At 60.9% G+C, this 11,915-nt stretch carries 9 protein-coding genes and 2 pseudogenes; 4 read left to right on the forward strand and 7 right to left on the reverse strand.

Annotated features, from left to right (window positions below; all coding sequences use genetic code 11):
- Nucleotides 1-53: 53 nt before the first annotated feature.
- On the reverse strand, nt 54-1,256 hold the full coding sequence (locus BG60_RS18215; RefSeq protein ID WP_008354213.1) for a glycine C-acetyltransferase: 1,203 nt from the start codon (nt 1,254-1,256) through the stop codon (nt 54-56).
- Nucleotides 1,257-1,411: 155 nt separating this feature from the next.
- Between BG60_RS18215 and BG60_RS18220 the strand changes: the two genes are divergently transcribed.
- A complete protein-coding gene (locus BG60_RS18220) occupies nt 1,412-2,014 on the forward strand; it encodes a helix-turn-helix domain-containing protein (RefSeq protein WP_008354212.1) in 603 nt (200 codons plus the stop codon).
- Nucleotides 2,015-2,145: 131 nt separating this feature from the next.
- Here the strand turns inward: BG60_RS18220 and BG60_RS18225 are convergent, their stop codons facing one another.
- Entirely contained in the window at nt 2,146-2,334 is a 189-nt protein-coding gene (locus tag BG60_RS18225; protein WP_008354211.1) for a CsbD family protein, read from the reverse strand.
- A 264-nt stretch (nt 2,335-2,598) separates the two neighbouring features.
- Between BG60_RS18225 and BG60_RS18230 the strand changes: the two genes are divergently transcribed.
- Nucleotides 2,599-2,955: a DUF2471 family protein gene (locus BG60_RS18230; protein WP_008354210.1), complete on the forward strand. Its 357-nt coding sequence runs from the start codon at nt 2,599-2,601 to the stop codon at nt 2,953-2,955.
- A 65-nt stretch (nt 2,956-3,020) separates the two neighbouring features.
- Here the strand turns inward: BG60_RS18230 and BG60_RS18235 are convergent, their stop codons facing one another.
- On the reverse strand, nt 3,021-4,445 hold the full coding sequence (locus tag BG60_RS18235; RefSeq protein ID WP_008354209.1) for a DUF2252 domain-containing protein: 1,425 nt from the start codon (nt 4,443-4,445) through the stop codon (nt 3,021-3,023).
- Between the two features lie 186 nt (nt 4,446-4,631).
- Here BG60_RS18235 and BG60_RS18240 point away from each other — a divergent pair, with 186 nt between their 5' ends.
- Nucleotides 4,632-5,660: a tyrosine-type recombinase/integrase gene (locus BG60_RS18240; protein WP_008354208.1), complete on the forward strand. Its 1,029-nt coding sequence runs from the start codon at nt 4,632-4,634 to the stop codon at nt 5,658-5,660.
- A 24-nt stretch (nt 5,661-5,684) separates the two neighbouring features.
- On the opposite strand, the gene BG60_RS18245 is transcribed toward BG60_RS18240, so the two are convergent.
- On the reverse strand, nt 5,685-6,884 hold the full coding sequence (locus BG60_RS18245) for a DNA-binding protein (protein ID WP_008354206.1): 1,200 nt from the start codon (nt 6,882-6,884) through the stop codon (nt 5,685-5,687).
- A gap of 1,741 nt (nt 6,885-8,625) precedes the next feature.
- Between BG60_RS18245 and BG60_RS18250 the strand changes: the two genes are divergently transcribed.
- A complete protein-coding gene (locus BG60_RS18250; RefSeq protein WP_008354205.1) occupies nt 8,626-9,972 on the forward strand; it encodes a replication initiation protein in 1,347 nt (448 codons plus the stop codon).
- A 77-nt stretch (nt 9,973-10,049) separates the two neighbouring features.
- Here the strand turns inward: BG60_RS18250 and BG60_RS18255 are convergent.
- From BG60_RS18255 to parA, 3 genes and pseudogenes are all read right to left on the reverse strand, one after another.
- Nucleotides 10,050-10,931 (reverse strand): annotated as a pseudogene (locus BG60_RS18255) (ParB/RepB/Spo0J family partition protein); the annotation flags it as partial.
- 77 nt (nt 10,932-11,008) lie between these two features.
- A pseudogene (locus BG60_RS40145) lies at nt 11,009-11,114 on the reverse strand (ParB/RepB/Spo0J family partition protein); the annotation flags it as partial.
- Between the two features lie 24 nt (nt 11,115-11,138).
- Complete coding sequence (parA, locus tag BG60_RS18260; protein ID WP_008354203.1) at nt 11,139-11,801, reverse strand: ParA family partition ATPase; 663 nt, start codon at nt 11,799-11,801, stop codon at nt 11,139-11,141.
- Nucleotides 11,802-11,915 lie beyond the last annotated feature (114 nt).

Consider the following 11,915-nt stretch of genomic DNA (forward strand, 5'->3'; position numbering starts at 1 on the left):
GTTTGGTCTTGATGATGCTGCTTCGAAGGTCGCGGGCCTTTATGCGCATAAAGTCAGCCGATGACGCCGAGGGATCGGCCGACGCGAGCGAACGCATCGACTGCACGATCGATCTGTTCCGGCGTGTGTGCCGCGCTCATCTGCGTCCGGATGCGCGCGCGTCCTTTCGGCACCACAGGATAGGAAAAGCCAATCACATAGACGCCTTCGTCGAGCAGCGCATCAGCCATCTTGGACGCGAGTTGAGCGTCGCCGAGCATGACCGGAATGATCGGATGTTCACCGGGGACAAGATCGAAGCCGAGCGCGGACATCGCCTTGCGGAAGTGCGCCCCGTTCTCGCGGACGCGCCGGCGCAACGTCGCGCCTTCGTCGCTCGCGAGCAGTTCAAGCACTTTCAGCGATGCCGCGGCGATGTTCGGTGCCAACGTGTTCGAGAAAAGATACGGCCGGCTGCGCTGACGCAGCAAATCGATGACTTCCTTATGCGCGGCGACATAGCCGCCTGACGCGCCGCCAAGCGCCTTGCCGAGCGTGCCGGTAATGATGTCGACGCGATCGAGCACGCCGCAGTGCTCCGGGGTTCCGCGCCCGTTCTCGCCGATGAAGCCGACGGCGTGGGAATCGTCGACCATGACGAGCGCACCGTAACGGTCAGCGAGATCGCAGATGCCGGAAAGGTTGGCGATGATGCCGTCCATCGAAAAAACCCCGTCGGTCGCGATCAGCTTGAAGCGTGCGCCGGCTGCATCGGCTTCCTGAAGACGCGCTTCCAGATCGGCGAGGTCGTTGTTTTTATAGCGCAGACGCCGGGCCTTCGAGAGCCGCACGCCGTCGATGATGCTGGCGTGATTCAGTTCGTCGCTGATGATCGCGTCTTCTTCGGTCAGCAGCGTTTCGAAGAGGCCGCCGTTTGCATCGAAGCAACTCGAATAAAGAATGGCGTCGTCCGTTTCGAGAAAACGCGCGATCGCCTGTTCAAGTTCCTTGTGCACGGTCTGCGTGCCGCAGATGAAACGCACGGACGCCATGCCGAAACCATCGGCGTCCAGTCCGTCCTTCGCGGCCTCGATGAGCCGGCGATCGTCCGCAAGACCCAGGTAGTTGTTCGCGCAGAAGTTCAGCACCGCCGCGCCGTTCGCGAGCCGAATGTCCGACGACTGCGGACTCGCGATGACGCGCTCCGTCTTGTAGAACCCCGCAGCGCGAATTTCGTCGAGCGTCGAACGCAAATGGGAGAGATATCGGTCTTTCATCGCAATCCTTGTTCTGGGCCTGCCAATGCAATCCGCGCCTCGTGACTCGCGCGCGCCGTCCTTAGCCCTGTTATAGTGCATCCATCGCATCGGACATGTTCGATATTTCGAACGCATTTCCGATATGCCGAACACTTTACGGGATTGGTCGATTCATGGCAAGCACGGGTTCAGAGGGAAAAGCAGCCGATCTGGCGGGCGCAGGCGCAACACCGCCGCGCGTCGGAGAGATCATTCAACGCTTGCGCAGCGAACGGAAGCTGACCCTCGACGATCTGTCGCGCGCGGCCGGCGTGTCAAAGTCGATGCTGTCGGAGATCGAGCGCGACAAGGCAAATCCGACGATCGCCGTCGCGTGGCGACTGACCAATGCGCTCGGCATCAGCCTCGACCAATTGTTCGCGCAGCAAAGGCCCGCCGAAGCGATCCGCGTTTCGGGGCTGCATGAAATACCGACCCTGAGTGGGGACAACGGCGGCTATCAGTTGCGCGTGTGGGGACCGATTGAACTCGCCGGCAAGTTCGAGTGGTACGAACTTACGCTGCAATCGGGCGCCGCGCTCACGTCGAACGCGCACGAACCGGGAACGCGCGAGCATCTCACAGTGCTGAACGGTTCCGTTGAGGTCGATGCGTCGGGTGCGACGCGTCGTCTGAAGGCGGGGGAAACCGCGCGGTATGCCGCGGACGAGGCGCACGCGATCCGGAATGTCGGGCGCGCGGAGGCCAAGGCGTTGCTCGTCGTCATCCACGGCTGATGCGCTGAGCGTCCGGAACTTTTTGCGCATAAAGTCGGCGCGCCGCCGTGCGCCCGCCAATAAAAACGGGACGCGCATCGAGCACGTCCCGCTCAAAGCGGCGCCGGAGTCGCGGCGCCGGTTGGCCCGTCTTACGGGTTCTTTTTCACGCTGTCCTTCAGATCCTCGCGTGCATCGCCCACGCCTTTTTGGACCTTGCCGGCTGCTTGCTGCATGTCGCCCTTGGCTTCCTGAGCCGTGTCCCCCGTCATTTTGCCGACGCCCTCGTTGATCTTTCCCTTGACCTGCTTGCCAACGCCTTCGGCTTGATCCTTGTTCATGTCAGTTCTCCCGTGGTTTGCAGCGCTGTTGGCCGCGCGGTGCCGTCGAACGAACGCAGAAACTGCCTGCGCGTTCCGCTCAGGAGTTTCCCAAGCACGGTTAAACGATGCGCTTTGTCGGCAGGCGCGCATAGCCGCGCATGTCTGAAACGCACGTAGGCGGAATCGCACATACAGCCGGTTCGACTCGCGCGACGCTATTTTCATTGCAACAAGTACTGTATATTTGTACAGTACAATAAGACCGGCTGGAAGGGGTGGATCATGGAGTCGAATGGTGAAAACCTGAGCAGAAGGCAGTTCGCCCGCGCGGTGCATGACCTCGAGCGCATCACGCGTCAGATCGCGGGGCGTTACATCGATAAAGGAGTGCCGCTGACTTGGCGGCTGTTGCATGCCATCGAGGCGGAGGCCGTCGCGGACCTCGGATTCGCGGGACGACACGAAGCCGCCTTGCGCGAGCTGTTCGCGCGTCCCGATGACTTTCATTTCCCCGAAACCGATGACGTCGTCGACGTTGCATCCTCGGATGCCTTGCCCGCCGTTTTCGCCTTCGCCGTAGACGCCTACGAGCGCGCATCGCGACAGGATCGGCCGCGAGCAGTCAGCGCCGCGCATTGACGCATCCCCGCGGCACGCGACTGAACCCGCGTGCCCCGGTTCATGTCATCGCGCAGCGGATCGTTTCACGGCGCGAACTCCGCCGCGATGTCCGCATCCGAACGCGATTCGAGCTTGCCGTCCCGGCACGCAACGCGAAACACCTCGTAGTCCTTTTCCACCTGATCCGCGTAGGCGCGACCGTAGCGCACTAGAACTTCGGCCATTCGATCGCTGTTGCCCAGGTAGCCCGAGATTTCCGGCGCGCATCCGCCGGACTTCGCGTGCGCGCGGGCAAGCGCCCAGCCGCAAAGCACGGCGTATTCGCGAAAGACGTCGTCGCTGAAAGTATCGAGTTCTGCGGAGATTTTCATGTCGCGTAACTGGCGGATGTAGAGCGTGCGCCCGAGCGGTCCGGTCGCCCAGCCGAGAAACGGGTCCGTGGCGGCCTGCATCAGACGTTGTCCGTGAACGACGCGGTGCCCGTCGTGTTTGATATCGTCGGCGTGCTTCGCATGTTTCGTGAATCTCGCGACGACCGACGTCGATGCCTCCTTCATCTGCAGGAAAAGCGGCTTGTCGTGATGATCCGTGAGCAGCAAAACGAGGCAGCGCGTGCCGACGCTGCCCACGCCGACCACCTTGAACGCGACATCCTGCAGGCTGAATTGCGACAGCAATCTCGCGCGCTCCGGCGTAAGCGTCGCGACATAATCGCGCACGAGCGTCGCGAGCGCATCTTCACGACTGGCTTTGAGCGTCATCCAGCCGTCGTTCTTATCGATCAGCGTGCTCTTGCCGTGGATGTGAAACACGGCAGGCGGCGCATCGCGAATGCGCCACGTGTCGCCGGTTCGGTCGGCGAGTTTCGGCAGCATCGTTTCGTGCGTGCGGCGCGAAGCCCGTTCGATGCCGCGCTTGATGCGCCGCCGCGCGTCTTCGCTCTGCACGGCCTGGTACATGCGATCGAAGGTGATGCGCTCGTACCAGAGATCGAGCACGCTCATTTCAGCGTACTCGCGCAGATGCGTCTGATAACTGCGCGCGGCGACAAACGCGAACTCGTCCGCAGCCAGATCGCCGTGGCCGAGATGCCGGCCGGCGATCGTGAAGCTCGCGACCAACCGTTTCAAATCCCATTCCCACGGACCGGGCGCGGTTTCGTCGAAGTCGTTGAGATCGAAAATGAGCGCGCGCTCCGGCGTTGCGAAGCCGCCAAAGTTGGAAAGATGACAGTCGCCGCAGATCTGAATGGCGATGCCGCTGTCCGGTGTGCCGGCCAGGTCGTGCGCCTGAAGGATCGCGCTGCCGCGATAAAACGTGAACGGCGAAACGAGCATGCGGCCGTAACGCAAGGGAATCAGCGCATCGACGCGGCCTTTGCTGCTTGTCCGCAAAAGCTCGATGGGATCGCGATCGACATCGCCGATCGCCTCTTGCGCGGCCCGCGGTGTGCGTTCGCGCCTGGCGCGTCCATTCGCGCGACGTTCCTGCCAGGATTGCTGGGGCATCGCTCGCTCCTTTTTGCTCTTGTGTTCGTGGATGGAAGGAAGCCGTATAGACGACAGTAGTCGACGAAACGCACGCCCGCCAAGACAGTTATCGACACTTTGGCGGACACACGCGCTTGACGTCGCGCGCCCGAAGCCCGACCCTGTGCGCAGTGCAATACAGCGCGCAACGCGCCTTCGAACAATATGCCGAACACTTCCGATCTCTTCGACCAACAGCGCGCCGACTGGCAGGCGGACCCGCACGCCGCGTTCGATGCATGGCTCGCCCAGCAATCGTTCAGGGCGTCATCGGCCGATGTGTATCGCGCGCAATGGGGAAATTTTCTCGAGTGGCTGGCCACCAAACGCGCGACGCTGCATACGGTGCAACGTCCGGTCATCGAACAGTTCGTCGCGCAACTGGACATCCGACGCCCGCAGCGCATGCGGTATCTGCGGCTGATCGAGCGCGTGCTGGATCACGTTCGGGAAGTGGAATCGGCGGCGACGAATCCGGCGCGCTTCATCGCTCAGGACGGCGACGCGGCATGGCGCAAGGCACGCGACAACGAGCCGACGGGCTTTCTCACCCACGATGAGCGCGCGCTGCTCGTCGCGCATCTGTTTTCTCCGATCGGCGCCTTGCCGGCCGGGCAGCGCTGGCGCGAGCGGCGCGACCGGGCGTTGGTCGCCGTCTTTCTCGGCGCAGGCGTGAAAACGGGCGAAGCGGCGCAATTGACCGTCGATTGCTACGCGGCCGGCGCGCCTTACGTGACCGTCGACGCGTCGAATCCGCTGCTGATCCGGCAGGCGCGGCTCGCTCCGTTCGCGGTCGAACTGCTCGACAACTGGATCAGCGAGCGCAAGACGGCTGGCCTTGCAGGCGAATTGCTATTCCCGGCAGCACCGACGGGACGCTCCATGCACAAGGCGACGATGCTGCGCGCGATCGACGCCGTCGTGGCCGCGTCCGGGATAGCGGCATCGCGCGTCGCGCGCGCAAGTCCGCAGACCTTGCGCAACACGTACGCGGCGGAGTTGTTCGAGGATGGCACGGACCCCGATCGCGTCGGCCAGTGGCTCGGATTCCAGCAGACGATCTCGGTTCACCGGCTGCATCGTGCCTGGCAAGAATGGATGGGTGAGCAAATACGGGAGCGTGACATTGCTCACGCGCGCGCCGACGGGGAACGGCACATGTCCGTCGACGATCCCGAAAACCCTCACCTTTGACGCCGGCGCTCACTCGACGCGCGATTACGAGGTGCTGACACGCGCCGACCGGATAAATTCGTCGACGGCCGCAAGCTTCGATGCCGTGGCCCCGGACGTGCGCTCGCAGTTCGGGCAGGAAAGCTCGTATTCGTCTTCGTGGCGCTGCAGTTCCGGTTCGCCAGCCTCGCACGCCGGACAGGAAGTTGGCGCGGCGACGTGCGCGTCAATCTGCGTGCCGAGGCGGGCGATCTCGGCGGAAGTGAGGCGCCCCTGCGCCGCCAGCGACGCGATCAACGCGCCGACTTCCGCGCTCGCACCGGATTGAACCCGCCGTGCATCGCGCTCGAGAACTAGCGCATCGATTTCGTCGGACTGCGCCCGCACTTGCGACTCGAGCCGGTCGGCGCGGCTTCGGGCTGCGCTAAGTTGTTGAATGAAATCGAATTCTTTCTGACTCGCTTCGCGTGCGCTGGTCTGATAGGTGGCGGCCATGCCGCGCAGGGAGTCGAGTTCGACGAGCATCGGATGCACGCGCCGTTCGGCCTCCTTGACCGCGTCCTTGATCTGCTGAGCGTAGTGCTCGGTGCTGTGGCGCAGCTCGTTTTGAAGCTCGTCGATGCGGTCGCGCAGCCGTGCCGCAGCGTCCTGCTCGTGCTGCAGACGCGCCGAGAGCGTCTCGTTCTCCTTCTCCCATCGGGCGATGACTTCGCGCAAGCCCGCCTGAGCGTCTGTGCCTTGACTGCGCAGCGTCTTCAATTCGGCTTCCAGCGCCGCGATCTGAGCAGCGCCTGCTTCGGCGCGCGCCTCGGCACGCTGCTGAGCCCGCTCGATCGCCTCGCGACGAATATCGGCATCGCGAGCCTGGGCTTGCGCGGCCTGGATGGCCATGTCCAGACGGGCCTTTTCCTCGTTAAGGGCGGCACGCGCGGCCGTTTGCGCCTCGTCATATAACGCCGCCAGCAGTTCGCCGGCACGTTCCTGCAATGATTCCGGCATCGCCCCAGCGTCGATGCGAACGCGCAACGTCGAACGCAGACCGGCCCAGAACGCCTCGATGTCCTTGGGGATGTCGCTTGCGCTGCCGGTTTGAGTCAGTTCGCGGACAGTCGTAACCGAGGGCCGAACGCCCAGGTCGAAGAAGAGTCGCTTGCAGGCGTGTTGAGAGAGGTCTTGCCGCCGTGCGCCGGTGGCGCGCATCGCTTCGATTTCTTGGCGCAGCGTGTCGCGAGTAGATTGATCCATGGTGAAAATCTAGCAGTTCAACATGATGATCATAACGTTTTACGTGTTGATCGTTATGTTTTTCGTTCGATCGTTCACACCAACGTCGATAACAGAGCATTTAGGCCGTTTTCGACAACTTGGCATGGTACACATGTCCGCCGTCGTGAAACATCCTGAAGATATCCCTGCAAGTCGATGATTTGTCGCGGATTTTAGTCCCATACGCGCCATGGGTGTCTGTTTCACGCAGCTTTTCGTTTTTCTAATTACTGCGTGCAAAACACTGCACCGCTAGAGAGTATTAGAAGTAAACACCTTTGAACCTTGTTAACATCGTTAACGCCAGCCAGAACCCTTATCGGATAAGGCTTTGCCGGACGTCAGGTGAGATTGTACGGGAACTAGGGTGAAGCTCTGCGGGAGCGAACGGTGACGGGCTTCGGGATGATCGGTGAGGGCTCTCGGGAAGAATCGTGAGCGGGTTCGGGGAGGCTCCAAAATGATGGGTGAGTTTATTCGGGGGCACGCGCACGCTAACGCGTTGATTTCCGAGGGCGCCCCCCTGGTCTGTCGGCTTCGTTCGGTGAGAATTTTCGGGAGCATGCGAATCGCACTATTTTGGAGTCGATTCGGGTAAAGCTTACCGATCGGTGAGGGTTTTCAGGGTAATTCCCGAGAGAAAGGTGAGCGTTTTCGGGGGCGAAGGCTGCTTTTCGCTGAAATTTTCATCTGCCGACGCCTGAGGTGAGCTTTTCCGGGTGCGAAATGGAAGATGCACGTCTCGGTGCAGCCGTAGTCTCTTCTTGGATGGGCTCGCAGGGCCGGTGAGAGCGTCTAAGGTGAGCCTTTCCAGGAGTGTCTGCGCCTGCTTTTTTCAGTCCATCTTCCCTGTCATGCGCCTCGCATGGTGAGGCAATCCGGGATCACGCGCGCTGTACGAGAACTGTCGCTGCACTAGATGAGAAATCGCGCGCATGAAAAAACATATTAAAAACAGCTGGATAGACCAGGATGGTCTGTCGTTGCGTTTAGCGGAAACACGGTATGGTGAGGGAATGCGGGAGCTACGAGCGTCGGTGCGGGACAGTGCCAAGAAACCGTCGGTGAGGGTTTACGGGAGCCGCCTTCTTCACGTTTTGTGACGAAAGCGAGATAAGTGCCTGGGAGAGCACCATTTTTGAGCGATGACAGGAAAAGGTGAGGCTTTGCAGGACGCAGCAGGGTGAGCCTTTGCGGGACAGGCGATATGACGTGCAGCAGGTCAAAAAGTGATAGTTTTCGGGAGGCCATAGGCGGCGCGAAGCCCGTAGAACGGGGCTGAACGGGGGCGATCGGGTTGAGGAAAACTCGATGAGGTGAGACTTTTCGGGACCTGTCGATGCCGATCTGTTGAAGTGAGTGCGCCCCGTTATAACTTTGCACCGCACCGATGCGCGGCCGAAGCGGAGAAGGACGGACTTTTGGCTGTCTCTGCCGCGCCACACGTCGTTCAACGAGCCGAAAAATTTTTAAGGTGAGCCTATCCGGGAGACTGCTTGAGCTCCCGGATGGCGCCGAAAAACCGTCGCAATCCGTTTACCCGCGTGGACACTACAGCTAAAAGATACCTTCGATCGGTGAGCGGTGAGTGTTTTCGGGAGCGCACCGCAGTGAGCCGTGCTGTCTGTCTGGCAATCACCCCTGTGTGGTGAGGGTGTCCCTATAGACGGGCTTCACCCCAATCGGTATCCTTGCTCGCAATATCGATCTTGACCATTTCATGGCCACCAAGCGCGCAAAGAAAACCGATGTCGTTAGCCCCAGTTCGGCGGAACTGCGCAAGGCAGTCGAGGCCATTGCGATTCAGCCGAAAAGCGGCAAGATCACGCTGCTCACCAGAAAGTTGTTCAATGTGCTGCTAGCCGTTGCTCAACAAGCCGACGACTCCGGTGACACGTATCGCGCGCTGCTGTCGGATATCGTCGCAAATTCGGCGTTCGATTCGAACGACACTGCGCTCGTGAAGGAGCATTTGCGTCGCATGGTGTCGGTGCAGGTCGAATGGAGCACCGGCACATCGAGTCAGAAGCCGGGTCGCAAGTGGGGCATCTCGACGCTGATCGCCGACGCCGAAATCCTCGAAGATCCGACGACGCGCCGCGTCTGGGTCGAATTTTCATTCGCGCCGAAAATCAAAAAGAAGCTGCTGGATCCTGTGCAGTATGCGCGCCTGAGCCTGCAATTCCAGAGTCAGTTGCGCAGCAGCGCCGGCCTCGCACTCTATGAAATCTGCGTTCGCTATCTCACGAATCCCAGCCATCTGACGATGCGCGAGACGTGGGAATGGTGGCGGCCTATTCTTTCAGGAACGCCCGATACCGAAGCCGGCGACGAAGCCAAGCGCGAATACAAATACTTCAAACGCGATTATCTGCGGCCCGCAATCGCCGAGGTGAATGCGGTGACCAATATCTTCGTCGAACTGGTGGAACACCGCGAAGGGCGCCGCGTGGCTGAGATTCAGTTCCGCGTGACCGAACAAAAGCAGCCGATGCTCGCGCTGGACGAACATCCGAACGTCTTCGACAGCACGTTGGTGGATCGGATGGTGAAGATTGGCATTCCGCTCAAGGACGCGCAGACGCTGTATGCCGACAGCGAGGAAAACCGCATCCGCGCGGCGTTGCAGATGACCGAACAGCGCATGCGCAGCACGACTTTGCCGCCGGTTCGCAGCGGCGCGGCGCTTTTCAAGGACGCGCTCAAAAAGGGCTACGCGCCACCGGTAGAAGCGCTGCCTCCGGCAACGAGCGGTACGGCCTCCCGCACGCCGGCTGCCGCCGACGATCTCAAAGCCCGCTTGTTGAGCGAATTCTCGGCGTACCGCCGCAAGGAAGCGCGCGTGCTGTACGACGAGCAAGGTGAGGAAGAACGGGAGGTCGCGCGTCAATCCTTCGAGGAAGACGTTTTGCCGGGGCTCGGTGCCCACATGCGCGACGACTGGCGCAAGCGCGGACTGGATTCGAAGCTGGCGGAAACATCCTTCTTCGACTGGCTGGCGCGAAAGACGTGGGGCGAGCCGACCGATGGCGACTTGCTGGCATTTACGCTCAGTCAATCGCGCTAAAGTCTCCGCGGGCAACCGAAAACGTCCCAATTCGAAAATGGCCGCCGGTCCATGATCTCGGCGGCCATCGTGTGCATTTACTTCTTGGTCTCGACAGGCTGAAGCATCAGTTCGATCTGATGCAGCAGCTCATCGCGCTTCTCGCGCGACAAGCCGCGCAAACGCAACTCGAGACGATCTTCGCCGTATGACTTCAGATCGCCGACTGCGACGCCGTCCAGCTTGATTTCGAGGCGCTGCGCATAGCGTTGCCGGCCAGGCGTCTTCGGCGCTTCCTGAGCGTTCGCGCGGCCCTTGACGATATCGGCGACCTGCCGCGTGCTCAGGTCATCCGACGTGATCTTGTTGATCAGCCGCAGCGTGGCGTCGGTGCCGCGCGCGGCGTGATAGCGCACGATCTGATAGGCCATGTTCGAGCCGAATCGGTCCGGCCGCGCAACCATCTCGTGCATGACGTTCTCAGGAAGCTTCGCGATCGACAAAGCGACGGCGATCGTCGATTCGTCCAGCCCGAGGTGATCCGCCAGTTCGCGCTGGCTCTGGAAATGCTGTTCGTCGAGAAAGCGTCGCCAGACCACGGCGTTGTCGAAAACAGTCTGCGAGTCGCGCTGAACGTTCAGGTCATAACCGAGCTTGTAGCTCTGAATGCCGATCGGCAGATCGACGACCACCGCCTTCACGGTTTCCTTGTTTGCCTCTTTCAGTGCGCGCACGCGCCGGCCGCCATCGCTGACGAAGAACGTTCCCGGATTCTCGTAATCGGGAATGACGTGAATCGCCTGTTGCTGGCCCTGCTTCGCCAGATTGACGGCCAATTCCGCGATTGACGTCTTCAGATAGAAATGGCGCGGGTTGAACGGGCTGGGCTTGATCGACTTGAGCGGCAACTCGATTATCTGTCCGGCCGTGTAGCGGTTTGCACGGCGCCACGCACGATATTCATCGGACTCAGGTCCGGCGTTGATGTCGCCCGGCTCGTCGGCCACGAAGGCGCTCGATCGGCCGTTCGCGGCGGCCTGCCCCACATGTTGAATGTCGACGATGCCATCGATCGCATTCAGACGATCCAGCGCAGTGCGCTTCTCGCTGCTCGTCGTGTCGGGCCGAGCCTTGAAGCCCTTGGCAAATTGGGACGGTTTCATTCAGGGTCCTTTATGCGCATAAAGTCAGGAGAGCATGTCGAGGATCTCGTCCGCGACCGAGCGGATTTCCGCCGCTGCGAGGCGCGAGCCGCGATCGCTCATTTGAAGCACGGTCTGTCCAAGCGCCATCGCCTGCTTGTAACACTCGCGCGTTGGGATCTGCGTTTTCAATAAGGGAAAGCCGAGCTCTTCGAGCGCAACCTTGAGTTCGCGCGTGAGCATGCGCTTTTCTTCGGTCTTGTTGAGCAGAAAGACGGCGCGCAGATCTTCGTTCATCACCTGCGCTTGCTGAACGAGCTTGACAAGGCCGACGCTCGACCAATAGTCCGCCGGCGATGACGAAGTCGGAATCACCGCGACGTTCGCCGCCAGCAACACGACGCCAGATACCTTCTCGGTGATCGACGGCGGGCAATCCACGACGATGATGTCGTAGTCGCTGACGAACTTTCTGATTTCCCGATGAATCTGCCCGCCGGCCTCGGAGAGATTGACGACTGGAAACGGGATGCCGCTTGCGTCATCCGATGCGGCGCTTGACCAATGGATCAGCGTGTTCTGACCATCGGCGTCGACTACGAGCACACGCTTCTTTTTTTCGTGAAAGGCCGCACCGAGATGCATCGCAATCGTGCTTTTGCCGACGCCGCCCTTTTGTTGCGTGATCGCTATGATTTCCGCCGCCACGTTCCACTCCGTATTTTGAAGTCCGTTGAATTCTACATTGTCGTTGTTGTTTTTCCAGTGATATTCCGCAACAACTGACTCGCGTTAGCCGTTCGGCCGAGGTTTATGCGCATA

The sequence above is a fragment of the Caballeronia zhejiangensis genome, from assembly GCF_000698575.1.
Lineage (GTDB): Bacteria > Pseudomonadota > Gammaproteobacteria > Burkholderiales > Burkholderiaceae > Caballeronia > Caballeronia zhejiangensis.